The sequence below is a fragment of the Pantoea sp. 1.19 genome, assembly GCF_001922585.1.
In the GTDB taxonomy this organism is placed as follows: domain Bacteria; phylum Pseudomonadota; class Gammaproteobacteria; order Enterobacterales; family Enterobacteriaceae; genus 1-19.
Window position 1 is genome coordinate 45649 of record NZ_MRBS01000001.1, and the last position, 23243, is coordinate 68891.

The 23243-nt window shown below is 61.6% G+C and carries 30 protein-coding genes and 1 pseudogene; 14 read left to right on the plus strand and 17 right to left on the minus strand.

Annotation, left to right across the window (positions count from 1 at the left end):
- Positions 1-26: 26 nt before the first annotated feature.
- Positions 27-998 carry a zinc-binding dehydrogenase gene (locus BS626_RS00245; protein ID WP_075180407.1) on the plus strand — a complete coding sequence of 324 codons (972 nt, stop codon included), beginning with the start codon at positions 27-29 and terminating at the stop codon, positions 996-998.
- Positions 999-1038: 40 nt separating this feature from the next.
- Here the strand turns inward: BS626_RS00245 and BS626_RS18510 are convergent, their stop codons facing one another.
- Positions 1039-1176 (minus strand): hypothetical protein, encoded by a 138-nt coding sequence (locus tag BS626_RS18510; RefSeq protein ID WP_170870413.1) that lies wholly within the window; start codon positions 1174-1176, stop codon positions 1039-1041.
- 279 nt (positions 1177-1455) lie between these two features.
- Here BS626_RS18510 and dalD point away from each other — a divergent pair, with 279 nt between their 5' ends.
- Together dalD and BS626_RS00255 are read left to right on the plus strand one after the other, a co-directional pair.
- The gene (gene dalD, locus BS626_RS00250; protein WP_075180408.1) at positions 1456-2877 is read left to right on the plus strand and encodes a D-arabinitol 4-dehydrogenase; all 1422 of its coding nucleotides are present in this window, start codon (positions 1456-1458) and stop codon (positions 2875-2877) included.
- Positions 2874-3335: a SemiSWEET family sugar transporter gene (locus tag BS626_RS00255; protein ID WP_075180409.1), complete on the plus strand. Its 462-nt coding sequence runs from the start codon at positions 2874-2876 to the stop codon at positions 3333-3335. Before dalD ends, BS626_RS00255 begins: the two co-directional genes overlap by 4 nt.
- 40 nt (positions 3336-3375) lie before the next feature.
- Here BS626_RS00255 and BS626_RS00260 read toward each other — a convergent pair whose 3' ends face one another.
- From BS626_RS00260 to BS626_RS00305, 11 genes and pseudogenes are all read right to left on the minus strand, one after another.
- Positions 3376-3900 carry a DUF1440 domain-containing protein gene (locus BS626_RS00260; RefSeq protein ID WP_083615853.1) on the minus strand — a complete coding sequence of 175 codons (525 nt, stop codon included), beginning with the start codon at positions 3898-3900 and terminating at the stop codon, positions 3376-3378.
- Between the two features lie 102 nt (positions 3901-4002).
- Entirely contained in the window at positions 4003-4533 is a 531-nt protein-coding gene (locus BS626_RS00265; RefSeq protein ID WP_075180410.1) for a cytochrome b, read from the minus strand.
- 28 nt (positions 4534-4561) lie between these two features.
- Positions 4562-5251: a VIT family protein gene (locus BS626_RS00270; protein ID WP_075180411.1), complete on the minus strand. Its 690-nt coding sequence runs from the start codon at positions 5249-5251 to the stop codon at positions 4562-4564.
- Positions 5251-5862 (minus strand): tetratricopeptide repeat protein, encoded by a 612-nt coding sequence (locus BS626_RS00275; RefSeq protein ID WP_139308730.1) that lies wholly within the window; start codon positions 5860-5862, stop codon positions 5251-5253. The genes BS626_RS00270 and BS626_RS00275 overlap by 1 nt, the downstream gene beginning before the upstream one ends.
- Positions 5859-6668, minus strand: coding sequence for an SDR family oxidoreductase (locus tag BS626_RS00280; RefSeq protein WP_075180412.1), 810 nt, complete (start codon positions 6666-6668; stop codon positions 5859-5861). The genes BS626_RS00275 and BS626_RS00280 overlap by 4 nt, the downstream gene beginning before the upstream one ends.
- Positions 6665-7321: a TenA family transcriptional regulator gene (locus BS626_RS00285; protein ID WP_075180413.1), complete on the minus strand. Its 657-nt coding sequence runs from the start codon at positions 7319-7321 to the stop codon at positions 6665-6667. Before BS626_RS00285 ends, BS626_RS00280 begins: the two co-directional genes overlap by 4 nt.
- Complete coding sequence (locus tag BS626_RS00290; protein WP_075180414.1) at positions 7318-8757, minus strand: AMP-binding protein; 1440 nt, start codon at positions 8755-8757, stop codon at positions 7318-7320. The genes BS626_RS00285 and BS626_RS00290 overlap by 4 nt, the downstream gene beginning before the upstream one ends.
- Positions 8754-9398, minus strand: a complete 645-nt coding sequence (locus BS626_RS00295) for a thermostable hemolysin (protein ID WP_075180415.1) — start codon at positions 9396-9398, stop codon at positions 8754-8756. The genes BS626_RS00290 and BS626_RS00295 overlap by 4 nt, the downstream gene beginning before the upstream one ends.
- An 83-nt stretch (positions 9399-9481) precedes the next feature.
- Positions 9482-10288, minus strand: coding sequence for a putative bifunctional diguanylate cyclase/phosphodiesterase (locus BS626_RS18715; RefSeq protein ID WP_371328476.1), 807 nt, complete (start codon positions 10286-10288; stop codon positions 9482-9484).
- Between the two features lie 81 nt (positions 10289-10369).
- Positions 10370-12057 (minus strand): annotated as a pseudogene (locus tag BS626_RS18720) (diguanylate cyclase domain-containing protein); the annotation flags it as partial.
- Between the two features lie 333 nt (positions 12058-12390).
- Positions 12391-12651, minus strand: coding sequence for a biofilm development regulator YmgB/AriR family protein (locus BS626_RS00305; protein ID WP_075180416.1), 261 nt, complete (start codon positions 12649-12651; stop codon positions 12391-12393).
- Positions 12652-13116: 465 nt separating this feature from the next.
- On the opposite strand from BS626_RS00305, the gene BS626_RS00310 reads away from it, so the two are divergent.
- Together BS626_RS00310 and BS626_RS00315 are read left to right on the plus strand one after the other, a co-directional pair.
- Positions 13117-13407, plus strand: a complete 291-nt coding sequence (locus BS626_RS00310; protein ID WP_075180417.1) for an I78 family peptidase inhibitor — start codon at positions 13117-13119, stop codon at positions 13405-13407.
- Between the two features lie 24 nt (positions 13408-13431).
- On the plus strand, positions 13432-13761 hold the full coding sequence (locus BS626_RS00315; RefSeq protein ID WP_139308731.1) for a hypothetical protein: 330 nt from the start codon (positions 13432-13434) through the stop codon (positions 13759-13761).
- Here the strand turns inward: BS626_RS00315 and BS626_RS00320 are convergent.
- Together BS626_RS00320 and BS626_RS00325 are read right to left on the minus strand one after the other, a co-directional pair.
- The gene (locus tag BS626_RS00320; RefSeq protein WP_075180419.1) at positions 13758-14006 is read right to left on the minus strand and encodes a biofilm development regulator YmgB/AriR family protein; all 249 of its coding nucleotides are present in this window, start codon (positions 14004-14006) and stop codon (positions 13758-13760) included. The genes BS626_RS00315 and BS626_RS00320 overlap by 4 nt on opposite strands.
- A 194-nt stretch (positions 14007-14200) precedes the next feature.
- A complete protein-coding gene (locus tag BS626_RS00325; RefSeq protein ID WP_075180420.1) occupies positions 14201-14869 on the minus strand; it encodes a MarC family NAAT transporter in 669 nt (222 codons plus the stop codon).
- A gap of 224 nt (positions 14870-15093) precedes the next feature.
- Here BS626_RS00325 and iraP point away from each other — a divergent pair, with 224 nt between their 5' ends.
- From iraP to lpxO, 4 genes are all read left to right on the plus strand, one after another.
- Positions 15094-15354, plus strand: coding sequence for an anti-adapter protein IraP (iraP, locus tag BS626_RS00330; RefSeq protein ID WP_075180421.1), 261 nt, complete (start codon positions 15094-15096; stop codon positions 15352-15354).
- 157 nt (positions 15355-15511) lie between these two features.
- Positions 15512-15811, plus strand: coding sequence for a PsiF family protein (locus BS626_RS00335; protein ID WP_240494254.1), 300 nt, complete (start codon positions 15512-15514; stop codon positions 15809-15811).
- Positions 15808-16875 carry a diguanylate cyclase AdrA gene (gene adrA / locus BS626_RS00340; RefSeq protein ID WP_075180423.1) on the plus strand — a complete coding sequence of 356 codons (1068 nt, stop codon included), beginning with the start codon at positions 15808-15810 and terminating at the stop codon, positions 16873-16875. Before BS626_RS00335 ends, adrA begins: the two co-directional genes overlap by 4 nt.
- A gap of 126 nt (positions 16876-17001) precedes the next feature.
- Positions 17002-17913 carry a lipid A hydroxylase LpxO gene (lpxO, locus tag BS626_RS00345; RefSeq protein WP_075180424.1) on the plus strand — a complete coding sequence of 304 codons (912 nt, stop codon included), beginning with the start codon at positions 17002-17004 and terminating at the stop codon, positions 17911-17913.
- A 35-nt stretch (positions 17914-17948) separates the two neighbouring features.
- On the opposite strand, the gene proC is transcribed toward lpxO, so the two are convergent.
- Positions 17949-18758 (minus strand): pyrroline-5-carboxylate reductase, encoded by an 810-nt coding sequence (gene proC, locus BS626_RS00350; RefSeq protein WP_075180425.1) that lies wholly within the window; start codon positions 18756-18758, stop codon positions 17949-17951.
- A gap of 154 nt (positions 18759-18912) precedes the next feature.
- Here proC and BS626_RS00355 point away from each other — a divergent pair, with 154 nt between their 5' ends.
- A complete protein-coding gene (locus tag BS626_RS00355) occupies positions 18913-19368 on the plus strand; it encodes a YaiI/YqxD family protein (protein ID WP_075180426.1) in 456 nt (151 codons plus the stop codon).
- Here BS626_RS00355 and BS626_RS00360 read toward each other — a convergent pair.
- Positions 19365-20036 carry a DUF2076 domain-containing protein gene (locus BS626_RS00360; RefSeq protein WP_075180427.1) on the minus strand — a complete coding sequence of 224 codons (672 nt, stop codon included), beginning with the start codon at positions 20034-20036 and terminating at the stop codon, positions 19365-19367. The genes BS626_RS00355 and BS626_RS00360 overlap by 4 nt on opposite strands.
- Positions 20037-20332: 296 nt before the next feature.
- Here BS626_RS00360 and aroL point away from each other — a divergent pair, with 296 nt between their 5' ends.
- The 4 genes from aroL (at position 20333) to ppnP (ending at position 22282) form a co-directional block, all read left to right on the plus strand.
- The gene (gene aroL, locus BS626_RS00365) at positions 20333-20857 is read left to right on the plus strand and encodes a shikimate kinase AroL (protein ID WP_075180428.1); all 525 of its coding nucleotides are present in this window, start codon (positions 20333-20335) and stop codon (positions 20855-20857) included.
- A gap of 68 nt (positions 20858-20925) precedes the next feature.
- Positions 20926-21117 carry a hypothetical protein gene (locus BS626_RS00370; RefSeq protein WP_075180429.1) on the plus strand — a complete coding sequence of 64 codons (192 nt, stop codon included), beginning with the start codon at positions 20926-20928 and terminating at the stop codon, positions 21115-21117.
- A 98-nt stretch (positions 21118-21215) separates the two neighbouring features.
- Positions 21216-21893 carry an AroM family protein gene (locus BS626_RS00375; protein ID WP_075180430.1) on the plus strand — a complete coding sequence of 226 codons (678 nt, stop codon included), beginning with the start codon at positions 21216-21218 and terminating at the stop codon, positions 21891-21893.
- A gap of 104 nt (positions 21894-21997) precedes the next feature.
- Positions 21998-22282, plus strand: coding sequence for a pyrimidine/purine nucleoside phosphorylase (ppnP, locus tag BS626_RS00380; protein ID WP_075180431.1), 285 nt, complete (start codon positions 21998-22000; stop codon positions 22280-22282).
- Positions 22283-22324: 42 nt separating this feature from the next.
- Here ppnP and rdgC read toward each other — a convergent pair whose 3' ends face one another.
- Positions 22325-23236, minus strand: coding sequence for a recombination-associated protein RdgC (gene rdgC, locus BS626_RS00385; protein ID WP_075180432.1), 912 nt, complete (start codon positions 23234-23236; stop codon positions 22325-22327).
- Positions 23237-23243 lie beyond the last annotated feature (7 nt).

The following is a 23243-nucleotide window of genomic DNA, read 5'->3' on the forward strand; positions in this document are numbered from 1 at the left end:
TATGCCCGACAACAAGGTGACGATCCATGAAAGCACAGTTACTGCAGCAAACCGGTTCCGATTATCAGCTGACGCTGGCGGAGGTCGATGCGCCGGAGCCCGGTCCCGGCGAGGTTCGCATTCGGGTACGCGGCTCCAGCATTAATCCGGTGGACTACAAATTTGCCCAGCAGGGTAAGGATTTGCCGCTGCCGCATATTCTTGGTATCGACGCCGCCGGTGAAATTGATGCCGTGGGAGAGGGCGTCACGGCGTTTCAACCCGGCGATCGGGTGATGGCGCTGACCAACCTCTATCGCTGGGGCGGCTTTGCCGAACAGGTGGTGGTGGATGCCCGGGTGGTCAGTCGTCTGCCGGACGGCCTGGATTTTGCCCGCGCCGGGGTGCTGCCCTGCGCCGCGCTGACCGCCTGGCAGGCGGTGCACCTGAAGCTAAATCTGCAGCCGGGACAGACGGTGTTGATCACCGCCGCCGGCGGCGGTGTCGGTAGCTTTGCGGTACAGATGGCGCGCCGCGCCGGTGCGCGGGTGATCGCCAGCGCCTCACGCCAGGCTCAGTGGCTGCGCGATTTGGGCGCCGACGCGGTGGTGAACCGGCGGGAGGGGGATCTGGTTGCACAGGTACTGAGCGCAACCGATGGACGTGGCGTAGACGCCATCATCGATCTGGTGTCGGCCGACTCCGCCACCGCGCTGCTGCCGCTGCTGCGCCATAACGGCGCAATCGCCTGCGTGGTAGGGCGTCCCTCCAGCGATGCGATGCCGGCGTGGGGCAAAGCGCTGTCGGTACACGATGTGGCACTGGGCTTCGCCTGGGCGTACGGGGATGGCGATAATCTGCGCGATATTGCCCGCGCCGGGGAGAGTGTGGCGCAGTGGGTAGCCGACGGTGAGATAGTGGTGACTTTTGCTGATCACCTCTCTTTGGCGGCGGTGCCGCAGGCGCTGCGCGCTGCCGAGGAGGGGAAAACGTACGGAAAGGTGGCGATCGCGTTTTGATCAGAAACGGGCAGGCTTGCCTGCCCGTTTTTTCAGGGTATTAGCGCGTGGGATAGGGCCAGTGGACATCCACGCCCACCCACGACAGCAGCAGCGTAGTGGCCACGCCCAGTGCCGCTGCGAGAATCAAAACCACCATCATCATTTCCAGCTTTTTTAACAGGCTGTATCTGGCCATCTCCCCCCTCCACTGCGTGATGTAAGTCACATAAAAATGAGCGATCCGTGCGTTATTTTCTATTATTCTAATGTAATTAAGTGTGTATCATGCTCGGATTTATCTGAGATTTTATACATAACATGCTGTATTAATTAAATTTTAAATGTTTTGTCGCTGAGTGGCGAGTATCTGTATATATAATATAAATTTGTTTATTGGCGAGGCGTTGACGATTGAACAAAAAATGCTATGGTTACTGGTAACATTGTGACCATCTTCACAGATTAAGGAGTTCGTTTGACCGCCGCTATCGTGAAAAACGCCCGCTGGTTACATCTGGGGGCGGGCGCCTTCCACCGGGCGCATCAGGCCTGGTATCTGCACTTGCTTCAGCATCAAGCAGCGTCTCTACCCACTTCTCCCCGCTGGTCGCTCTCGCTGGCCAATATCCGCAACAGCGCTACTCAACACACGCTGCAGCAGCTGGCCCGCCAGCAGGGGCGCTACACGCTCGAAGTGATCTCACCGGAGGGTGAGACCCGCTGGCACCGTCTGGCGGTGATTGACCGGGTGATTCTCTGGGATGCCGGCCTGGCGTCGCTGGTGGCCGAAGGCGCCCACCCGCAGACCAAAGTCATCTCCTTCACCGTCACTGAAGGGGGCTATTTTCTGCGAGACGACGGACGGCTGGACGAGACGCATCCGGCGGTGGCCAGCGACCTGGCCGGGCAGGGCGAGACGCAAACCCTGTACGGTGCGCTGGTGAAGATTTTGCGCGCCCGCCGTGAGGCGAACGCCGGTGCGGTGACGCTGCTGAGCTGCGATAACCTGCGCCACAATGGCGATGTGCTGCGACGCGGCCTGCTGGCGTTTATTGCCGCCAGCGGCGATGAGGCGCTGGGAGAGTGGGTGGCCAGCCATACCACTTCGCCGAACAACATGGTCGATCGCATTACGCCGGTGCCGGATGCGGGACTGCCTGAGCGGCTGGCCGCGCAGGGCATTGCGGATGACAAGGTGCCGCTGACCTGCGAGGCGTTTACGCAGTGGGTGATGGAAGATCGCTTTATTGCCGGACGGCCGCCGCTGGAGCAGGTGGGTGTAGAGTTTGTGGACGACGTGACGCCGTGGGAAGAGGTAAAAATCCGCGTGCTGAACGCCAGCCACAGCGGCATCGCCTGGGCCGGTGGCCTGCTGGGAAAAGCGAGTATCGATCAGAGCCTGCTGCCGACGGTGACGCGCTGGCTCAGCGACTATGTGCGCGACGATCTGGCCCCGACCCTCGCCGCGCCGGGCATTGATCTGGATGCGTACTGCGCCAGTACGCTGCACCGCTTCAGTAATCCCGGGGTGCGCGATTCGGTGCAGCGGGTCTCCTCGGACAGCATTGCCAAGCTGCATGAGTTTATCGTGCCGACGCTGAAAGCGCGCTATGCGCAGGGCGTCGTCCCCCGCGCGGCGCTGATGCTGCCGGCGCTGCTGTTCTGCTTTATGCAGCGCGAGCAGCGCGGCGAACTGGCGTTCGCTTATCAGGACCGTGCGCGCGCGAGCGTTGATTTTTTGGCCGTTTACCGCGATGCGTCGCCGGTCAGGGCGTTTGCCGCTCAGCCGGCGCTGTTTGGCTCACTGTGCCAGCAGCCGACTCTGGCGGCAGACCTGCAGCAGGCCGTCGACCGGGTTGAGGCCTGGCTGGCGGGCGGCGAGGGAGCGGCAGCGTGAAGAATATCCTGATTGTTGCGCTTACCGTGGCGCTGGCGCTGCTGTCGATTGTGCTACTGTCGCCCTGGCCGGTGGCATTGGGTACGCTGGCCGCCTGGGTCACCACCGGGTCCTTTTTTTTGCAGGTGCTGCACATTGTGAAAAATAAGGACACCAGCGGGCTATCACTGGGCATGTGGGCGGCGCTGTTTTTCGGCGTCTCCTGCTGGACCTGGTACGGTTTTCGTCTGGGAGATATCCCGGTGATGGCGGCCAACGGCGTTACGGCGCTGCTGGCGCTGGCGGTGATCCTGTTGAAGCTGTGGCATGAGAGACCGGTAAAGAATCCGAACCGGCGCCGGCTGGTGGCGATGCCCGGCGTGATCCTGCGTCCGCGGATCCGCCGGCTGCGTCCGCTGAGCGATCCCGCGCGGAAGAAGCGGCGTAAGGCGTCGCGCACGCCGCCGCAGAATACGTGATGCGCGGTCGCGGCATCGTTACGATGCCGCGGCCAATCGGTTAACGTCCCCCGGCGTCCGGCTGTCCGGTAATACGGTTGCGGATGTCGCGACGAAATACTTCGATGGTCCACATCCACAGAATGTGGCCGAGGGTTTCCGAGAACAGTTCGTCGGCCGGCAGCTGCCACATTGGCGGCGCCCATCCCCCGAGCGGCAGCACGATGCCGTGGAAGGCGACGGTGACCACCAGCGCAAATGCCACTCCCTGCCACAGTTTGATCTGCGGCCAGACTTCCGCCACGGCGCAGTAGAACAAGGCAAACACAATCGAGAACAGGTGATGCACGCCGGCAACGCCCCAGTTCACCAAGTGTCCCGAGTAGTGATAGACCATCTCGTTAACCCGCATGCCAAAATCCTGCAGCATCTCGGCGGGGGGGATGGCCCGATCCGCGGTGCGCGGCGGCAGCGGATTCTCCGTGCCCCACTTCACGAAGCTGGCGACGTTGCCACCAAAAAAACCGGCCCAGAGGGCGGCCCGGTAGTGGCGATCGCGTGGACGGGTCGTACTGAATAGCGACATGACTATATCCTTATCTGTCAATGCCCAAAGGGCGGGTGAGTAAGACGATTTCTGGAGTATACGACGCCGCGCCGCCGTCGCCTATCTCTGTCCCAGAAATGATCAGCGCCAGGGGAGCATGCGCCGCAGCGTCGAATCTTTGACCACGTAGTGGTGATACAGCGCAGCGGCCGCGTGCAGCCCGATCAAAAAGTAACCGGTATTGGCAATCAGCTTATGGATTGATATGAGCTGCTCCTGTACATCGGGCCGCGGCACGGCGCTAACCGGCATCGTCATGCCACACAGCGACCAGCTGACCTGCCCCGCCCACAGGCTGGTGAGCCCCAGCAGCGGCAGGCCAATCAACATCAGATACAAACATCCGTGCGCGGCGTGGGCCAGCAGCGTCTGCCAGCGCGGCGGGGCGGGAAGTATCGCCGGAGCGCGATGCCGCAGGCGCAGCCCCACCCGCAGTAGCATCAGCACGAGGACGCCGCTGCCAAAGGTGAAATGCAAGGTTTTCATCTCGGCGCGCAGAGGCAGGCCCTTTGGGATAAAGCCGCGCAGCTCTATTGCCGCCCAGGCCAGGACCACCAGCAGCACAACCGCCCAGTGAATCAGTATCTGGCTGCGGGCATATTTTTCGTTCATCGTGACTCCGCTTGTTATGTTGGTTGATTTATCCGCCGTGCAGGCCAAATAGCGCACCGGCACCGACCGACAGCCCCATCGCCAGCGCGCTCCAGCAGGTGATCCTGCGGATGCCGGGCAGCAGGGGGGCCCCCCCGGTTTTTGCCGCCACGCCACCCAGCAGCGCCAGCGCCAGCAGCGCCGACAGGGCGATTGCCACGATCGCTGCTCCCGGCGATACCAGTATCGCCACCAGCAGCGGCAGCGCGGCGCCGGTAGCAAAGCTGGCCGCTGAGGTGAGTGCCGCCTGCAGTGGACGGGCGCGGCTGAGGGCGGACAGCCCCAGCTCATCGCGGGCGTGCGCACCCAGCGCGTCGTGCGCCATTAGCCGGGCGGCAACCTCGCGCGCCAGCGCCGGCTCCAGCCCGCGGCTGACGTAAATGCCGGTCAGCTCGCGCAGCTCGCCGGCGTAATCGTTCGCCAGCTCCGACTGCTCTTCGGCCATCGCGGCACGCTCCGTATCCGCTTGCGAAGAGACCGAAACGTATTCACCGGTGGCCATGGACATCGCGCCGGCGACCAGCCCGGCCACGCCGGTGACCAGCAGGGTCGCGTGGCTGACGTGCGCCGAGGCGACGCCGAGCAGCAGGCTGGCGGTGGAGACGATACCGTCATTGGCACCCAGTACCGCCGCCCGCAGCCACGGGCTGTTGTCGATGCGATGGCCTTCTTTATGCATTACAGCTGCGCCAGGCGGGAGGCAATCTCCTGCTGGCGTCCGCGGTCAGCATCTTCCCTTCCCGGACGCGGTGCGGCGGCCTGCGCTTTCTGCAGGTAGGTTTTCGCCTCCTGCTTGCGCCCCTCTTCCAGCAAAAAATCGCCGTAGAAGAAGTTGGGATCGATGCCGTTCGGGTTCATCACCAGCGCTTTTTTCAGCAGTTGCTCTGCCTGTTTTTTATCGCCAAAGCCGATGGGCCAGCCCGGAACCTGGTAGTAGAGTGCGCCAAGGCTGGTCAGGGCGGAGCCGTCGAGCGCGTTGGCATTGAGGCGCAGCGCCAGCTCCAGCCGCGCTTTGGCATCTTTCACCAGGCTCAGCGCGCCGAGTCCGCCTTTGGCGCCGGCCCAGCTGCTTTTGACAATGGCGGACCAAATCAGCATGTCGACGCGCGAAGGGGCCGCTGCGCTGGCGCTGTCGGCCTCTCCGCTCAGGGTTTGCAGGCAGTCGGCTTTTAGCTTCTCCGGTGTACGATACTGACAGGTGGCCCAGCGGTGCTGAATATCGCTGAGTGAGGGCTGCGCAAACGCCGGAACGCTTACCAGCAGTAACAGACCGATCCAGCCCAGTTTCATGATGACCTCTTGATTGACAGGGATGCGTTAGCGTGGCGGGCAATGATGGCCCGCTGTTTACTGAGGGCCTTGTCGACCAGCCCGGGAAAGAGCGCATTGAGGGTGACAAAGAAGCGCTCGGGCCAGCCGAGCCAGCGTCGGGTCAGCTGGCGCTGCAGGGCGATCACTATCTGACGCGCCACGTACTCCGGCGTGTCGCTGCGGGTGCCCAGTTCGCTGTTCATCGCATTGACCGCCGCCGAATTGATGGCGGTTTGCGTCGCCCGCGGGGCGAAATAGAGCACCTCGAGGCCGGTGCCGGCCAGCTCACGCCGCAGCGCTTCGCTAAAGCCGCGCAGGGCAAATTTGCTGGCACAGTAGACGCTGAATCCGGCGTAGCCAATGCTGCCAAAGCTGGAGCCGACGTTCATGATCAGCGCCGGTCTGTTCAGATAGGGCAGCAGCATGCGGGTGAGCAGGATAGGCGCCTGCACGTTGATCAGCAGCTGCTGGCTGATTTGCGCATCGTTCTGATCGCTCAGCCAGGCAAAGTGGCTGGTACCGGCGTTGTTGATCACAATGTCCAGCGCCGGGCGCTGTGCAAACCAGCCTGCCTCCTGCTGCAGGCGGGCGGTGTCGCCCAAATCGGCACACCAGATGCAGTGGCGCTCCGGATGGGGGAGGCGAGCGCGCAGCGCTTCGAGCGCCGCCGGATTGCGCCCGTGCAGCGTCAGCCGCGCGCCTTGCTCCGCCAGCGAATGCGATAGCGCCTGACCAATCCCGCCGCCGGCGCCGGTGAGTAAGATATGACGCTGATCAAGCTTCATGATGAGGTCTCCGTTAAGCCGCGCAGCATCTCGCCATACAGCTGATACACCACCTTCGCCGCGTGAATGATGTCTGCCTGATCCTGGGGATCGCTAATGGTATTCATCAATTGCTCAAAAAAAGCCAGATGCTCGACGTCCAGCGCACCGTGTGAGCGCAGGTAGCTCATGGCTTTTTCAGGCAGCGCCAGCCCGCGTTGCAGCTGATCGGCAACGGTTGAAGCGATAGCGACGCTGGTCCCTTCCAGCACCTGTACCATGCCAAAAATACTCAGCGGATTGACGCGCTGGATTTGGTCATAGAGAAAGGCGATCATCAGTTCGATGGCCAGTACCGGTTTGCCGTGACGCACCGCTTCTGCATCGCCACCGCAGGCGCGGATATCGTTCAGGATCCATTGCTGATGGCCGTACTCCTCTTCGATATATTCGGCAATCGCTCCGCGTATCGCTTCGCGCGACGGGGGCAGGCGACTGCCGGCCGCCATCATCAGCGGTACGGTGTGGCTAACGTGATAGAAAGCCTGGCTTAAAAACGCCCGGTACATCGCGACGCTGATCTCGCCCCGCTGGCAGGCGGCGATCGCCGGCGCGGCCAGCATAGTTTGACGCGCTTCGGCGGTTTCCTGCTGTAACTGCTGATAGAAAGTCATGCGGATTCTCCTGTAACACACTGCTGGATACGGGACTGCCAGTCGGCGTAAACCGCGGCGCGCCGCAGTCGGCCATTGGCGGTGCTCCAGTTGCGTTCGGCGCTGAAGTCCACCGTCAGATAGTGATGTACCTGCGCGTAATCGGGCAGTCGCTGGTTTAACTGCATCACCTGTTCGGCCAGCGCGCTTTCGCCGCCCGGCGTCGGCTGGATCAGGGCAACGTTAGCGGGCAGCCCATCGCCGAAGATCAGCAGACGACCAATGGCTGGAAACAGCTGCGCCTCTGCCTCTACCCATTCCGGCGCGAAATTGCGGCCCCAGGCGGTAATCTGAATATTTTTCTTCCGGCCGGTGATGGTCAGATAGCCGTCGGCGTCGAGCTGACCGAGATCGCCGGTGGCTATCTGCACCGGTGCCGGTGCGTCACCGAGATAGCCAAGCATGCCGGCGCCGCGGACCAGAATTTCACCATCGGCCGCCAGGGTTACCTCACAGTGCGGCAGCGGCTGGCCGGCGGTTCCAGGACGCCCGGCGCCCGGCGCATTGAGCGCGACTACCGATCCGCACTCGGACAGGCCGTAGCCCTCGCACAGCGGAATGCCGATGTGCTGCGCCAGTTCGACCAGCGCCGGGGAGACTTTGCCGCCGCCCACGGCGACCAGCCGCAGCGATGTAGCCAGCGCCGGCTGCTGCTGACAGACCATCACCAGCAGCCGCAGCAGTTCCGGCACCAGCACCAGGCTGTGCGGCTGCCAGCGCTGCAGCGCCGCGGCCAGCTGCGCGGCGGAAAACTGACGGGCACCGGCAAAACCGACCTCGCTCAGCGCGGGGATGCGGCTGCTGACACCGCTCAGCAGCGGCACGTACAGTCCGCTGATATTTTCCAGCAGGGTAGCCAGCGGCAGCAGCGTAAGGTGATGGCTGACCGCTGCCGGCATCACGCGATCGGCCAGCGCCTGACTGACCCGCTGCAGGTGATCGAGGCTCAGGCATACCCCTTTCGGCTGCCCGGTGCTGCCGGAGGTGTAGGTGATTTTCGCCGTGCCGGCGGGCAGCACCGGCGGCGCGACGGGCTGGCAGCGCTGCAGCGGCAGAGAAAAATCCGGCGCGCGGCGCCAGCCGGTACGGGGAGCGCCGATCAGCGCATCGGCGCCGCTGCTCTCCAGTACCCACTGCTGCTGCGCGGCGGTAAAGAACGGCGGCAGCGGGATAACCACGATCCCGGCCAGCATGGCCGCCAAATCGGCGATCGCCCAGTCGGGTCCGTTATCCAGCGCCAGGGCGAGGCGCTGAACCTGCGCCGTGCGCAGCCGCTGCGCGAGCTGCTGCACCTGCTGCCACAGGCTGGCATAGTCGATTTCGCGCCGGGCGTCGCACAGCGCCGGGCGCGCGGGTTGGGCGATCGCCAGTTCAGCAAGGCGGGAGAAGAGTGTCATAGCCTGACCTGCTTCAGCGGCGAGAACAGCGTTGGCATTGCATCAAACAGGGTCAGCAGCAGACTGGTTTTACGCAGCGTGTCGTAACCGCCGCGCAGCTGGCCAACCATAACCTGCGGCTGGTTTTCGTAATAGGCACCCCAAAGCGACCCCTCTGCGCCAATTTTGTCGGCGCAGGCCGGAGCCAGCTCAACCGGTGACAGGTGCAGACGATGAAAAATATTGCGCAGCTTGCGCGTGCCGGTAAAGGCGATGTGGTCTAACCGGTTGGCGCACAATAGCAGGCAGAGTGCGGCAAACAGAATGCGCGCATTGCCGGATTCTGCGCAGGCAAAATTACCGATTTCAATCAGGCGTGGACGCGACAGCCGCTCGCCGGTTTTAGCGGCAAAGACCTGCTCGATCGGTGTGTCGAGATAGCGCTCCAGATAGAGCGGCCCGGCGTCTGCGCGGTGCAGACCGCAGGCGCCGACCAGCTCGCCATCGGCGCGATACAGCCCCAGCAGCAGTGGCAGAAAGTGCGGAATAGTGGCGTTAAATTCCTGCCGGTACGCGCGCTGAATAAATTGCTGCAATGTCGCCGTCTGCGCGGTGCCGTCGGCGAGCCGTAATTGATAAGGTGCCTGGATAGTTGGACGCATAGTGACTCCCCTGACTGTTCATCACAGCCTAGCCAGCCAGACTTAAGAAAGCATTAAGGGGAAACAGCGCGGCCGTGCGGCCGTCAGAGGGGGTATTGCCAGGCGGGTTCCCCCGACGGTGCTTCGCTGAGCTGGCGAATAAAGCGCGCCTGACTCATTGGTTTGGCGATCAAATAGCCCTGCGCTTCATCGCAGCGCAGGGCGGTAAGCTTATCTAACTGGGCGTGGGTTTCTACCCCTTCAGCGGTAACGCTGAGTGAGAAGGCTTTACCGAGGCCGATGATGTTCTCAACGATCAGGCTGGCATTGCCGGTATCGGGCAGGCCGGTGATGAACGAGCGGTCCAGTTTGATGCCATCGAACGGAAAGGTGCGCAGATAATTGAGTGAGGAGTAGCCGGTGCCGAAGTCATCAACCAGCAGGCGAATGCCGAGTGCTTTGAGTTGATACATCAGCGCCTGGCTCTCCGGTGGCGACCAGAGGGCCGCACTTTCGGTGACCTCCAGCTCCAGCCGAAGCGGATCCATCCCGGTGGCCGAAATGGCCGCCTTCACCCGATCGAGCAGGCCATCAGTGTGGAACTCCTGAGCGGAGATATTGACTGAAAAGGCCAGCGGTTGCGGCCACGCCAGGGCCTCGGCACAGGCGGTGTGCAGCACCCACTGGCTGATGTGATCGATCAGGCCGGTCTCTTCCGCCAGCGGAATAAATTGATCCGGCATGATGGTGCCGAGGGAGGGGTGCTGCCAGCGGATCAGCGCCTCGGCGGCAACGATTTGCCGGCTTTTCAGATGGAAACGGGGCTGCCAGACCAGCTGGAATTGCTGCTGCTTCAGGGCCTCGCGCAGGCTGCGCTCCATCTCCCGGCGCTGCACAATTTGTTCGGCCATCTCCGGACGGTAAAAGACCCAACGGTTGCGGCCGGCGTTTTTGGCCCGGTACAGCGCAATGTCCGACAGCCGCAGCAGTTCGCTGGCGTCGCAGGCGTCCTGCGGTGCACGCGCGATGCCCATGCTGGCGGAAACCACGATGTCATGCCCGTCGATCCGTATTGGCCGGCCTGTTTCGCCCAGCAGTCGGGCACAGAGCTCGGCAATCAGCGGAGTGGTGGCGTGTTCCGCCACGATCACCGTAAATTCATCCCCCCCTGGCGGGTGACCAGGTCCGTATCCTGCAGGCAGTTGCTCAGGCGCTGCGACACCACATTCAGTACCCGATCGCCGATCTGATAGCCGTAACGGTCATTAATCGCTTTAAACTGATCGAGATCCACGCCGATCATCGCCAGCGGATTATCCAGTGTGGCGTGCGCCTGCAGCCTGCCGGCGAGGAACTCCTGCATCCGCTTGCGGTTGGGCAGGCCGGTGAGCGCGTCGTGGCGCGACATGTATTGCAAGCGGGCCTGCGCCTCCACTTCCAGCGTGACGTCGGTGGCGGTACCGCGATAGCCCTCAATGCCGCTGCGGCTGTAGATCGGTTTCATCACAAGGTGGCAGTAGCGCCTGTGGCCCTGCGCCGACAGATAGTGGCAGTAGAGCAGGCGGCGATGGCCGCGCTCGCCGGGCTGACGGATCCAGTCCGCCAGCGGTTCCCCTTCAGTCTGCAGCAGATCGGTAATGGGACGTCCCTGCCACTGAGTGATGCTGTAGCCGGTCAGATTAGGAAATCGTTGCGAAATCCAGGTGAAATTCAGCTGGTTGTCCAGCTCCCAGATCCAATCGGTCGATGCTTCGGCCACGTCGCGAAAGCGTCGCTCGCTGGCTGCCAGCGCCTCACGGCTTTGCGCCAGTAAAAAACTGTTTTCATCCATCAGGCGCGCTTTGCCCAGCGCGCGGCGATACAGCCAGCCGGCGCCGAAGGCGACAAGGCTGCCCAGTAACAACGTCAGGGGCAGCATCGTCAGCAGCAGACTGCGTCCCGGCTCGTCGGCTTGCCAGCTGAATCGCCACGGCGGCAGCGCCAGCCGGTGATGAGGCTGCTCGCGCTCCGGCAGGACCCGCAGCCCGGTAATACCGTAGGCTTCGCCCAGCTGTTGCAGGGCGGTCGGCGTGAGCAGTTGTACAAAAATCAGCTGCGACCAGGGGCCAGCGCCGGGACCAAGCCGGCTGTCACCTCCCGGCGTGATGGGCGCGCTGGCCAGCAGCGCCGGTTGGCCTGCCACCCCAATCAGCGGAGGCTCCCCGACCGGGCGCCGGACGGCCGACAGCGGGGCGCCGAGCCAGCTCTCCAGCGAGTGCTGGCTAAGCTCGCCGTTAATCACCGCGTAGCGCGTGCTGCCGTCCGGAGCGAGAACAAACACGCCATTGATGCCAAAATCCCGATAGAGCGTGCCGGCCAGATTGTTATCCCGCCATGCCCAGTCGACGTCCAGCGCCAGATGCAAATGGCGCCAGGCATCACCCCAGTTGGCGTAGTCATGCAGCTGACGCTGCAGATCGGTGGCGGCATGGGTGATCACGCGGGACACAATGATGCCGTCGTGGGTATCAGACTGCCGGTTAAGGTGCGACGCAAGGAGGAATTGTGCGATAACCGTCAGGGCAAACAGCGTAACCAGCAGCGCGAGCATCCAGCGCAGCGCGCGGCGAATAAATCCGGTGGCAGGATGGCTACCCGCCGCGGTGTCTGGATTAAAATATCGCCGGTCAGCGTGGTTCATGCAGTCCACTCGGGGTTACGCCAGGAAGTTCAAGTATAAAGGTATCTGGACGTTTTTCGCGGAGGCGTGCGCATTTACTGCGCGCGATCACAGCCTGTTAGCCATGGGCCCGCGTCGGGGGTAACGCACATTTTCAGACTCTTTACCCTGCTAACCGGGAGGGTTTACATATACTGTGGGAAAACCGTTTAGCCGGAGCCACTTATGCTGAAAAAAATGTCCTGTCATACCGCGAGCGCGATCGGTGTTTCTCTGCTGGTGTTGTCGGCTGCCCTGCTGGCGTGGGCCGCTTCGCTGGTTTTCGCTTCACTCACCTGACGCCCCGTGCGGGGATCAACCGGGGCGATCGTCGAGGGTGCGGTGTACCACAAACTCCAGGGCGCTGCGGTAGATATCCAGCTGCACCACATCACTTTCCGTTGCCATGTTCTGCAGCAGATGGCAAATGATGGCTTGATTATTGACCTGCTGTCCGGCCTGCAGAATATGAATGACAATGGCGCCCAGCGTATCGGTTTCGCTGCGGTGACCGGTGTCGGGGCTGTGTAGCAGGGCGGCGATCGCCTGAAGTTGCTGCGGGCTGTCTGGCTGCATACGGCGTCCTCAACGCGGATAAAAAAAAAGCCTCTGCAGGTGGAAATCCAGTCAACACCTACAGAGGCGATGCAATGCACCGATTCGTTACAAGTTGGCGAGATAAATCGCCAGATAAAGTTATACAAAAAATATCGATTTGTATAACTTTGCCGTGAGCTTTTCGTGTGGTCTGACCAGATTGTTGCGCCGGCACAACTACTGCGTGCGCAATTTACGGGCGAACGACGGCCTTTAGCGTAGCGCGAGGGCTAGCAGAGTGAGTAAAAAAGCACTGATGATTAACAGCATAATGGCCATGACTGTGCGATCTTCCCTGGCGGTGAGGCCGTTAGCGTCGCATAGCTTTCGCGCGCTGACGGTGCCGGCAATGCTGTGTGCTCACGTTTTTGTCCGGCGCCCGTTTCCTGCCGCCCAAATCTGTTACCCTGAGGGTGGGCAATACGTAAACGCAAGGAGAAGCAGATGACGATGTTGAGCAAAGGGGCTATCACCGCGGCAGTACTGCTGCTGACGGCCTGCCAGACGGGGACGCATCAGGGGAGCGAGGCGGTCGATCCGGCGCTGGATCGCTGCCAGGCGTCCCGCTATCAACAGTTTGTCGGCCAGCCGCTCAGCGCGGTGGCGGCAGAGCGCTTTGCACAACCGGTGCGGGCCATTCCGTGGAACGCCGCGGTGACCATGGACTTCAACCTCAATCGCCTGAATTTTATGGCGGATAAATCCAATACGATCACCCGCGTATACTGCGGTTAACCACCGGGCGGGACGGGAGCGATGATGACAGCATGGCGAGGGGGAGTGTCCTGCCTCTGCTTGTGGGTTGGGCTGGCAACGGCCAGTACACCGCAGGCGTGGCGCAGCGCAGATCACCAGATGGTGACGGCCTGCCTGCAGGCCAGCGCGCTGCGCGCTCCCCGGGTGGACAGTACCATCATGCCGTTTGACGACGCTGTTGGCTGGTCGGCGCTGCTGCTGACCGCGGGCGATCCGCACGCGTCAACCCCGGCTCGCGCCGGGCGAGAGCTCTGCTTATGGCAGCGCCACAGCGGCAAAGTGGCCGTGATGCCCGTGGCGTCGCCACCGGCGGTTTCCGCGGCATTACCTTAATCCTGCTGCTGGCGCAGTAGCTGCGCCAGCAGTGCGCGATAGCCGCGCAGGGTGGCGGCGTCCACCTCCCGCTCCAGCCGTTTCAGGACGCTGGCAATCATGGCCTGATCGGTGGCCGGCTCCCCGCGCTGCATCAGTTCCTGCATGATCACCGCCAGCATTTCTGCCGTCTGCGGTGGGCGGAAGGCCGGGCTGTTAAAATAGTCAGCAATCTCACGCGCGGTATCGTAATGGGGTATGACCACAGTGACCTCCAGAGAAAACCTGTCCGCCTGCGTCCGGGGATGACGCCGTCTCAGTATTGCCATGGGGAGCGCGTATGCGCAGGAAAGCCGCGTCGTCGCGGCAATGATCCGGATGTATTAACTGTAGATCGGGGGGCGGGTCTTGCCAGTAACAATCAGAAATAATTACGGCGATCGCCAACCGATCAGGCTTGCTAGGCGGGGTAGCTTTTGATCACTTCCAGTACGCCGTTGATGATGAATTGCACGCCCATACACACCAGCAAAAAGCCCATCAGTCGGGAGATAGCCTCAATGCCGCCTTTCCCTATCCAGCGCATGATGGTGCCGGAGCTGCGCAGGCAGAGCCACAGGATGATGCCTATGCTGACAAAAGTGATCACCGGTGCGACCGCCAACACCCAGGGGGCAAAGGCCGTGCTGTTGTGCATGGTGGACGCGGTGCTGATGATCATGGCAATGGTGCCCGGCCCGGCGGTGCTGGGCATCGCCAGCGGAACGAAGGCAATATTGACCTCCTCGCGGGCACTGAGTTCGTCCTGTTTATGCGCCGCCTCGAGTGAGTGTCCGGCCGGGGCCTGGGGAAACAGCATGCGAAAACCGATAAAGGCGACGATCAGGCCGCCGGCCATCCGCAAACCGGGTATCGAGATACCAAAGGTATTCATCACCAGATTGCCGGCGTAGAACGAGACCAGCATGATCAGCACGACGTACAGCGAGGCCTGAAAAGACTGTTTGGCGCGGGTGGCCTGGTCCATATCGCCCGCCATGCCCAAAAATAACGCGACGGTGGTTAGCGGGTTGGCCAGCGGCAGCAGTACCACCAGGCCCAGCCCCACGGCTTTAAACAGTTCAATCATGACAACTCCTCTTTTTATGCCGCACAGATGTGGCGACGTCCAGGCTATCTGACGGGCATCCTGCCGTCTGCTGTGATCGTGCGCACAATATAGTGTGTGATTCACGGGGTGGCGAGCGTTCAGTGCGCAAGCAACTGAGAATATTCTGATCAGGCTCTTTCCAATGGGGAAAAGAGAGTGTTAACGTTTGTTTCCCTCCTGCAGTGTAAAACTGAGAGCTGCCAATGAAAAATCTGATTGCAGAACTACTGGTTAAGCTGGCAGAAAAAGAAGATGAATCCAAAGAGCTGGTCGCGCAAGTGGAGGCGCTGGAGATTGTCGTTACCGCCATGCTCCGTCATCTGGATGAGGAAACCCTTAACCAGCTGACCCGGCAGGTGAGCGCCGCGATGGCCGTGGCCACGCAGGATGCCCCTATTGCCCGTCACGATGCCCGCCTGCTGGCCGGCTACGTCCAAAAATTACTGGTGCATCCGCGTCGCTGATGGGGGCGGTAACCTGCGCCGCGGCGAGTTTGCCGCGGGCTGTCTGAACGCTAAAAACCTGCCAGGCTTACAGGGCATGGGCGCGGTGTCCCGCGGCCCGGTTTCTCAGTCAGGCAAACAGGAGAGAGTGATGACACGTTATCTTATTGCCAGCGGCATGGCGCTGCTGCTCTGCGGCGCGCCGCTGCAGGCGGCGGAAACAACCCCTCAACAGCAGAAAATGACGGTGTGTAACCAGCAGGCCAGCGCGCAGGCGTTAACAGGAGAGGCGCGTAAAAGCTGGATGAGCCAGTGCCTGAAAAAGCGTGCACCGGAAGAGAAAGGGCTGACGCCGCAGCAAATGCGGATGAAGACCTGTAATGTTCAGGCGACCGAACAGATGCTCACCGGCGACGCGCGAAAAACCTTTATGAGCGCCTGCCTGAAGAATAACGGCCAGGCACCAGCGAACGGATGAGGTTTGGCTTCACGGCGAGCGCTGCGCCGTCTGAAACGACCCGGCGCTCGGGGCAGCGTTTTGCACGCCGGGTCTGGCTGCCGCGAACGCTGGGCCTTGCCCTGGGCAGCGGCTGTGTGTACGTGGCGTTACCGCAGACTGACGATGCGGGCTGGCTATGGGGTGCGCTGCTGATTAACGGCTGGCTCTGGCCGCATCTGGCGCTGGCGCGGGCGTGGTATGCAAAGGATCCGCTGCGGGCAGAGCAGCAAAATCTGCTGTTTGACGGCCTGGCCGGCGGCGGATGGATAGCCGTGATGGGATTCAATCCGCTGCCCTCGGCGCTGATCTTCGCAATGATGAGTATGAATAATGTTGCCGCCGGGGGCGTCCGCTTTTTTACGCTGGGGGCCGCTAGCCTGGCGCTGGGCGCGCTGATCGGCTGGCTTCTGGTGCGGCCGGCGCTGCAGCCGGTCTCTTCACCGGAGGTTGTCTGGGCCTGCCTGCCGATGCTGATTATCTATCCAATTGTCCTTGGGCAGATCACCTGGCAGACCGCGAACAAGCTGGCGCAGCAGCGTAACCGGCTGTTGGAAATCAGCACCCATGACGGGATGACCGGTATCTATAATCGCCGGCACTGGGAACATTTGCTGCGTAATGAGTATGATAATTGCCTGCGCTATCAGCGGATGGCCACGCTGGCGATCATTGATATTGATCACTTTAAGCAAATTAATGATACATTCGGCCACGATGGCGGAGATGAGGCCATCTTAGTCATGACTGAAGAGCTGCGTCTGACGCTGCGGGCCAGCGATGTGATTGGCCGTTTTGGCGTCGATGAGTTTGCGGTGATCATGCCGGAAACCAGTGCCGCCAGCGCCCTGCTGGCGATTGACCGTCTGCGGGATAATCTGGCGGAGCATCCGCTGCCCGCGCTGCAGGGCCGGGGGTTACGGATAAGCGTCGGCGTCGCGCCCTGGGCGGCAGCGATGCCGCATCACCGCGCCTGGCTTAAGGCGGCCGACGTGGCGCTGTACCGGGCAAAAGAGCGCGGACGCAATCGCACCGAGGTGGCCTAGCGCATTTGTTGCCAAACTATTTAGTCATGCTTATCTACAATTTTGGCGCCCTGATCCGCGCCGCGTAATGTGCGTTGCGCTACGGGATGCAGGCGTGAAGGTTAAACTGACAAAAGGAATCGTTTTATGGTCGCTGCGATCATTATTGGTATTTTTATCCTTAGCGTGTGGTATGCGCACTCCCGGGGCAGAGAAAAGCAAAAGTTTTCCCGTCAGCTCTTTGACCACTCCACGTTTATGGCGCCGATTAATATGTTTATGACCGGCCTGTCAACGCTGCCGCCAAAACAGCCTTTCTTCGATAATCAGGCTTTCCCCGAACTGCAAAAAATTACCGATAACTGGGAAACGATTCGTGACGAAGCGGTGCGCTTGCAGGATCATATTAAGGCCGCGCAGGGCAATAACGATGCCGGATTTAATACCTTTTTCAAACGCGGCTGGAAACGCTTCTATCTGAAGTGGTACGGCGATGCGCACCCTTCCGCGCGCGAGCTCTGCCCGTTCACCACCGAGCTGGTTAGCCAAATCCCGACCATTAAGGCGGCGATGTTTGCCGAGCTGCCGGCCGGCAGCCATCTTGGTAAACACCGTGACCCCTATGCCGGGTCGGTACGCTACCATCTTGGCTTAGCCACGCCGAATGATGACCGCTGCTTTATTGAAGTGGACGGCGTGCGTCACAGCTGGCGCGACGGTGAAGCCGTGCTATTTGATGAAACCTATGTGCACTGGGCGCAAAACGACACCGAACAGACGCGAATTATCTTTTTCTGCGATATTGAGCGACCCATGAAGTGGCGCTGGGCGCAGGCGGTGAACCACTGGGTGGGCGCTACGCTGATGTCGGCGGCCAGTTCGCCGAATGATGAGAACGACCGCACCGGCTTCATTAACCGCATTTTTAAATACGTTAACAGCGTGCGCGATGCCGGGCAAAACCTGAAAAAACGCAATCGCACCCTCTATTACTGGGTGAAGCATTCGCTGATTGTCGCCATTTTTGCGGCGATCATTGTGCCGAGCGTGTTCTTCTGACATCCCAGGCGGGAGCGATCCCGCCTGATCCTGCCTCAGTGACGGCTCATCTGCTCCGATTTGCTCATGCACTGGCTGATCGCTTCCATGGCCGCCGAGCGAAAGCCTTTCTGCTCCAGTACCCGCACCGCTTCTATGGTGGTACCCCCCGGCGAGCAGACGCTGTCTTTCAGCACGCCCGGGTGCTCGCCGCTTTGCAGTACCATCTGCGCCGCGCCTTTTACCGCCTGCGCCGCAAACTGATAGGCCTGTGCGCGCGGCATTCCGCCAAGCACGGCGGCGTCGGCCATCGCCTCAATCAGCATAAATACGTAGGCCGGAGCCGATCCGCTGACCCCCACCACCGCGTGGATTAAATACTCGGGTACGATCTCTGCCCGGCCAAAGCTGCGAAAAATGGCGACGATTTCGTCACATTCGCTCTGATCGACCAGCACGTTAGGCGTCACGGAGGTCATACCTTCGTTAACCAGCGCCGGGGTATTGGGCATCACCCGCACGATTTTGCGATCATGCCCCAGCACTTCGGCCAGCGACTCCAGCGTGACGCCCGCCGCAATGGAGACCACCACGGTGTCGCTGTTCAGATCGCCAGTGATTTCCTTCAACACTTTCAGTACCGCGTTCGGCTTTACCGCCACGAATAAGATGTCGGCCTCGCGGGCGACCTGACTGGCGCTATCGCCAGGTTGGATACCATGTTGCTGCTGCAGCGCCTGATTCGTCGCCACCTTATGGTCATAGATCCAGAGGTTGCTCGCCGGGACCACGCCGCCTGCGACCAGGCCACCAATAATGGCTTTCGCCATGTTTCCACCGCCAATAAAACCGATTTTTTTGTCCATCTTGTCTCTCTGCGTGGGGATAGAAAAGTGCTACCAGCTTACGGAATTTGCCGCCGAATTGCAGCTTTGTCCGTGCGCTCAGGGGCTGGGGGGCAGTAAAGTGGCTGACAATGTGGTAGCGTGCCCGCCTGAATAGCGAAAGGAGAGCCCCGGCATGGCGATTTGGGTCGATGCGGACGCCTGTCCGAAAGTGATAAAAGACGTACTGTACCGCGCGGCGGAGCGCGAGCAGGTGCAGATGACGCTGGTGGCGAATCAGTCGCTAAGCGTTCCGGCATCGCGGTTCATTCGGACGCTGCGGGTAGCCGCCGGGTTTGACGTGGCGGACAACGAGATTGTGCGCCGGGTGGCGGCCGGCGATCTGGTGATCACCGGCGACATTCCGCTGGCGGCCGAGGTCATGGAGAAGGGCGCGGTGGCGCTCAACCCGCGTGGGGAACGCTATACCGACGCGACCATCCGCGAGCGGCTGACCCTGCGCGATTTTATGGATACGCTGCGGGCCAGCGGCGTACAGACCGGCGGCCCTGCCGCACTCAGCCAGCGCGACCGGCAGCAGTTCGCCAATGAGCTGGAGAAGTGGCTGCGCGGCCGCGCGCAGCGGGGCTAGATAAAACTGTCGTCGTCGAATCCCGTCGCGTCGTCAAATCCCGTCGCGTCGTCAAATCCGTTCGCTTCGCTGACGTCGCCGCGCGCGTCTGGCTGCCAGCTGGCATCCTGCAGAAAGCTGCTGTCCTGAGTATCGTTCAGCGGTGCATCCATTTGTGACGCCGGTTCCTCGATGATGTTGACGATCTCCTGCGGCTGGGCGTGGTGGAACAGGCCGGTGAGCATATCGGCCATCACCACGCCGCCGGCGACGCCGACCGCCGTTTGTAGCGCACCGCCGAGAAAACCGCTGCCGCGGCTGGCGGGCGCGGCAGCGCCGGAGGGCTGGGCGTTCCACGCCGGCGCGGCGGCGGGGGCCGGTGGTGGCGTCGGCGCACCGCGCTGGCCGCCGCCAAACAGTCCGGCGAGGAAGCCGCCGCTCTGCGCCGGGGGCGACTGGCGCGCGCTGGCCAGCGCGGTTTCCAGCTCGCTGACGCGCTGGTTGAGCTGCTTCATGGCCGCTTCCTGAATCAGCAGGGCCTGCGCCATGTAGTAGGGGGCGTCAGGCTGGCGGGAAATACGCGTGCGAATCAGCTCCGCCGCCGCAGGGTCGCGCGGGGGGGACTGACGTTCGGCCTGCTCCAGACGGGTAAACAGGCCTTCTATTAAACGCTGCTCTTCGTTTTGCATCGTGCACCTCATTGTTTAGGCTGATGCGCAAGATATTGGGCCGCCTGCGGCGAAAGTAAAATAGCGCGTCGTAAGCAAATGTTGCTCGCTGCAACAGGTGTAAATTAAGCTTTACGACTCATGTTTTTCCGCGCTTTTTTGTCTTTGCTCCTTGATTAACCAGGGGAATATTTTTTGGTGTTAAAACGGTGTTGTAAAATATTCCTTACTGGTGGCTCGGCAAACTATTTCTCGGTATGATGTTTCGCACCCGTTGAACTGATGCTGTGGCACCCGTGTGCCAAGGACCTTTCGCCATGATGCCTCCCCTGTTCCTGATCGGCGCCCGCGGCTGCGGCAAAACGACCGTGGGCCATGCGCTGGCTAACGCGCTGGGTTATGCCTTTCGCGATACCGATCACCACCTGCAGCAGATGACGCAAAAGAGCGTCGCGGATGTCGTGGCCGAAGAGGGCTGGGAAGGGTTTCGCCACCGCGAGAGTACGGCGCTGGTGGCGGTCAGCCAGCCGGACACGGTGATCGCGACGGGTGGCGGCATGGTGCTGGCGTTACATAACCGCCGTTTTATGCGCGAGCAGGGCAAAGTGATCTGGCTGGCGGCCGATGCGGAGGTGTTGGCGGCGCGGCTGACGGCGTGGCCTGAAGAGGGGCAGCGCCCCACGCTGACCGGGCGGCCGATCGCGGAAGAGATGCGCCAAATTGTCCGCGAACGCGAAGCGCTGTATCGCCAGACGGCGCACTTGGTGGTGGATGCTATGCAGCCGCCAGAGCAGGTGGTGGCGCAGGTGCGTGAGCGGCTGTCGCTGGCCTGCGCCAGCTAACGCCGATAGTCGCCGCGGGTGATGGTCTACACTTAACACTTTGTTGATCATGACCACGAGGACACACTATGGCGGGCAAACCTCCCTATCCGCGCACGGCGCACATTGTAGAAGTTGAAAAAGGCCACGCAGGAACCACGGAAACCTGGTATCAACTGCGTGCCGATCATCCCCGTCCTGATACCCTGATCAGTGAGCATCCCGATCGCCACGAGGCCGAAGATGCCAAAGCGCGCTACGAAGATAGCGATAAGGCGTAACCGGCGGGACCGGGAACCAGTGCACCGCCTGCGGGCGGTGCGTGACGTATCTGCTGTCGCGTGCGGCGCAGATCGATTTAACCAGGGCGATACCGTAAATGATGACTCCTTCACTGGTGGTGCTCACCACCGGCCCCGCGTGCTACAACCCGTTCCAGGCCCTGACGCCGCCAGATGACCCAGCTCGCGTTGCGCAAGTGGGGATTCTGGACGGGATGAGCACACCGCAAATCCTGGCCGCTTTTGCTGCTGAACCGGAAGAGGCGGCAATCATGCTGCGCTTGCCGCCCGGCGAGCGGGTCTGGCTGTCACTCTCGCGCCTGCAGCACGCGTTTCAGCAGAAGATCAATCAGTTGGAAGCGCAGGGCGTCGAGAGCATTGTGCTCTGTTACAGCCCGGAGATGCCGCCGCTCACCGCCGCGCATGCGGTGTTGATGGATGCCGGCCGCCTGCTGCCGACGCTGATGACCGGGATTCTCGGCGGGCGAAAAGGCGGGATCCTGCTGCCGGATGAAGCGCTGATCCCGGCGCAGCGCAAGCGCTGGCAAAACACCCCGTCGCCGCCCTGTTTTGCCGCTGCCTGTCCGTGGCAGTCGGACGATAACGGGTTGTATGATGCCGGACTGGCGCTGCAGGAGCAGGGCGCGGAGGCGATCGTAATAGATTGTCCCGGCTTTACGCCGCGGCACCGTGCGCGCCTGCAGGCGCTGCTCGGCATTCCGGTGCTGCTCACCACCGAGATGTTGCTCAGTCTGGCGCATGAAGTGGCTGCCTGAGCGGCGGTAATAGTGCGTGACAGCGCGGGGAATCTGGCACTACACTGATTCCGCGGGTGCCACCGTGTGGTCCTGAATAACTGACTGATTCTTGAGGAAAATACATGCTCAATGTCAACGAGTATTTTGACGGAAAAGTGAAGTCGATTGGATTTGAAAACGATTCTGCCGGTCGCGCCAGCGTTGGCGTGATGGGCGTGGGAGAGTACACCTTTGGTACCGGCCAGCCGGAAGAGATGACCGTGGTGAGCGGCAGCCTGAAAGTGCTGCTGCCGGGCGAAACCGACTGGAAATGGTATGAGGTGGGTGAGGTGTTTCACGTACCCGGCCACAGCGAGTTTTATCTGCAGGTGGCGGAACCCAGCGCCTATCTCTGTCGCTATCTCTGACGGTGGGCGCAGCACGGGCGGCCGCCGGCCGCCCGTGTGGCGTTAGCGCGGCGCCTCACCGCCCAGCGCGCTGACGGTCTCCGCAATCAGCCCCGCCAGTTCTCCGGTCATTAGCGTAAAGTCTGCGTCAAAACGCCCGCTCACGTCTTCCCGCTCAATGTCGTCGTTCTGCTCGCGCAGCGCATCGGCAAATTTCAGACGCTTCAGCGAACCGTCATCGGCCAGTACGAACTGGATGCGCTCGCGCCAGTCCAGCGCCAGCTTAGTGACCAGCTTACCGGCCTCAATATGCGTGGCAATCTCATCGCACACCAGATCCTGTTTTTTACAGCGGATCACGCCGCCGTCCTCGAGGATCGCTTTCAACTCCGCTTCATCCAGCAGGGTAAAGCCCGCCGGCAGTTCGCCGGAGCGCACCCACTCCGTCAGGGTGAGCTCAATCGGGCTTTCCAGCGTCAGTGGTACCACCGGCAGCGAGCCGATGCTTTTGCGCAGCAGCGCCAGCGTATCTTCCGCTTTTTTCGCACTGGCGCAGTCGACCATGATCAGCCCGCGCTGGGTGTCGATCCACAGGCTGGTCTGACTGAAGCGGCTGAAGGCGCGCGGCAGCAGGCTGTGCAGCACTTCATCTTTCAGCGCGTCTTTTTCGGTTTTTTTCAGCTTGCGGCTCTGCTCCGCCTCCAGCTTCTGGATTTTGGCCTCCAGCGCCTGCTTGATCACCGGCGAAGGCAGGATTTTTTCCTCTTTACGGGCGCAAATCATCAGCTGCCCCTGGCTTTCATGGGTCAGGGCATCGCTGCGCGGGCCGATGGGCGAAACCCAACCGGTTTTGCTCATGTCCTGCGATCCGCAGGGGGTAAACGCAAACGCCGCCAGCTGTTTTTCCAGCTCGTCAGCGGAAAGGGGCAGATCGCGATTCAGGCGATAGACCATCAAATTTTTGAACCAAAGCATGCGGTTT

Excerpts from the sequence above, each read along its gene's own strand:
- BS626_RS18715 (WP_371328476.1), bottom strand. The coding sequence starts at position 10,288 with ATGGCCGAACAAATTGTGCAGCGCCGGGAGATGGAGCGCAGCCTGCGC.
- rdgC (WP_075180432.1), bottom strand. The coding sequence starts at position 23,236 with ATGCTTTGGTTCAAAAATTTGATGGTCTATCGCCTGAATCGCGATCTG.
- BS626_RS00265 (WP_075180410.1), bottom strand. The coding sequence starts at position 4,533 with ATGAACGAAAAATATGCCCGCAGCCAGATACTGATTCACTGGGCGGTT.
- BS626_RS18510 (WP_170870413.1), bottom strand. The coding sequence starts at position 1,176 with ATGGCCAGATACAGCCTGTTAAAAAAGCTGGAAATGATGATGGTGGTT.
- BS626_RS00315 (WP_139308731.1), top strand. The coding sequence starts at position 13,432 with ATGACAGCATGGCGAGGGGGAGTGTCCTGCCTCTGCTTGTGGGTTGGG.
- BS626_RS00370 (WP_075180429.1), top strand. The coding sequence starts at position 20,926 with ATGGCGGGCAAACCTCCCTATCCGCGCACGGCGCACATTGTAGAAGTT.
- BS626_RS00245 (WP_075180407.1), top strand. The coding sequence starts at position 27 with ATGAAAGCACAGTTACTGCAGCAAACCGGTTCCGATTATCAGCTGACG.
- BS626_RS00335 (WP_240494254.1), top strand. The coding sequence starts at position 15,512 with ATGGCGCTGCTGCTCTGCGGCGCGCCGCTGCAGGCGGCGGAAACAACC.
- BS626_RS00275 (WP_139308730.1), bottom strand. The coding sequence starts at position 5,862 with ATGAAACTGGGCTGGATCGGTCTGTTACTGCTGGTAAGCGTTCCGGCG.
- BS626_RS00310 (WP_075180417.1), top strand. The coding sequence starts at position 13,117 with ATGACGATGTTGAGCAAAGGGGCTATCACCGCGGCAGTACTGCTGCTG.
- BS626_RS00295 (WP_075180415.1), bottom strand. The coding sequence starts at position 9,398 with ATGCGTCCAACTATCCAGGCACCTTATCAATTACGGCTCGCCGACGGC.
- BS626_RS00375 (WP_075180430.1), top strand. The coding sequence starts at position 21,216 with ATGATGACTCCTTCACTGGTGGTGCTCACCACCGGCCCCGCGTGCTAC.
- BS626_RS00355 (WP_075180426.1), top strand. The coding sequence starts at position 18,913 with ATGGCGATTTGGGTCGATGCGGACGCCTGTCCGAAAGTGATAAAAGAC.
- BS626_RS00280 (WP_075180412.1), bottom strand. The coding sequence starts at position 6,668 with ATGAAGCTTGATCAGCGTCATATCTTACTCACCGGCGCCGGCGGCGGG.
- iraP (WP_075180421.1), top strand. The coding sequence starts at position 15,094 with ATGAAAAATCTGATTGCAGAACTACTGGTTAAGCTGGCAGAAAAAGAA.
- adrA (WP_075180423.1), top strand. The coding sequence starts at position 15,808 with ATGAGGTTTGGCTTCACGGCGAGCGCTGCGCCGTCTGAAACGACCCGG.
- BS626_RS00285 (WP_075180413.1), bottom strand. The coding sequence starts at position 7,321 with ATGACTTTCTATCAGCAGTTACAGCAGGAAACCGCCGAAGCGCGTCAA.
- BS626_RS00270 (WP_075180411.1), bottom strand. The coding sequence starts at position 5,251 with ATGCATAAAGAAGGCCATCGCATCGACAACAGCCCGTGGCTGCGGGCG.
- ppnP (WP_075180431.1), top strand. The coding sequence starts at position 21,998 with ATGCTCAATGTCAACGAGTATTTTGACGGAAAAGTGAAGTCGATTGGA.
- BS626_RS00260 (WP_083615853.1), bottom strand. The coding sequence starts at position 3,900 with ATGTCGCTATTCAGTACGACCCGTCCACGCGATCGCCACTACCGGGCC.
- lpxO (WP_075180424.1), top strand. The coding sequence starts at position 17,002 with ATGGTCGCTGCGATCATTATTGGTATTTTTATCCTTAGCGTGTGGTAT.
- proC (WP_075180425.1), bottom strand. The coding sequence starts at position 18,758 with ATGGACAAAAAAATCGGTTTTATTGGCGGTGGAAACATGGCGAAAGCC.
- BS626_RS00325 (WP_075180420.1), bottom strand. The coding sequence starts at position 14,869 with ATGATTGAACTGTTTAAAGCCGTGGGGCTGGGCCTGGTGGTACTGCTG.
- BS626_RS00290 (WP_075180414.1), bottom strand. The coding sequence starts at position 8,757 with ATGACACTCTTCTCCCGCCTTGCTGAACTGGCGATCGCCCAACCCGCG.
- BS626_RS00305 (WP_075180416.1), bottom strand. The coding sequence starts at position 12,651 with ATGCAGCCAGACAGCCCGCAGCAACTTCAGGCGATCGCCGCCCTGCTA.
- BS626_RS00360 (WP_075180427.1), bottom strand. The coding sequence starts at position 20,036 with ATGCAAAACGAAGAGCAGCGTTTAATAGAAGGCCTGTTTACCCGTCTG.
- aroL (WP_075180428.1), top strand. The coding sequence starts at position 20,333 with ATGATGCCTCCCCTGTTCCTGATCGGCGCCCGCGGCTGCGGCAAAACG.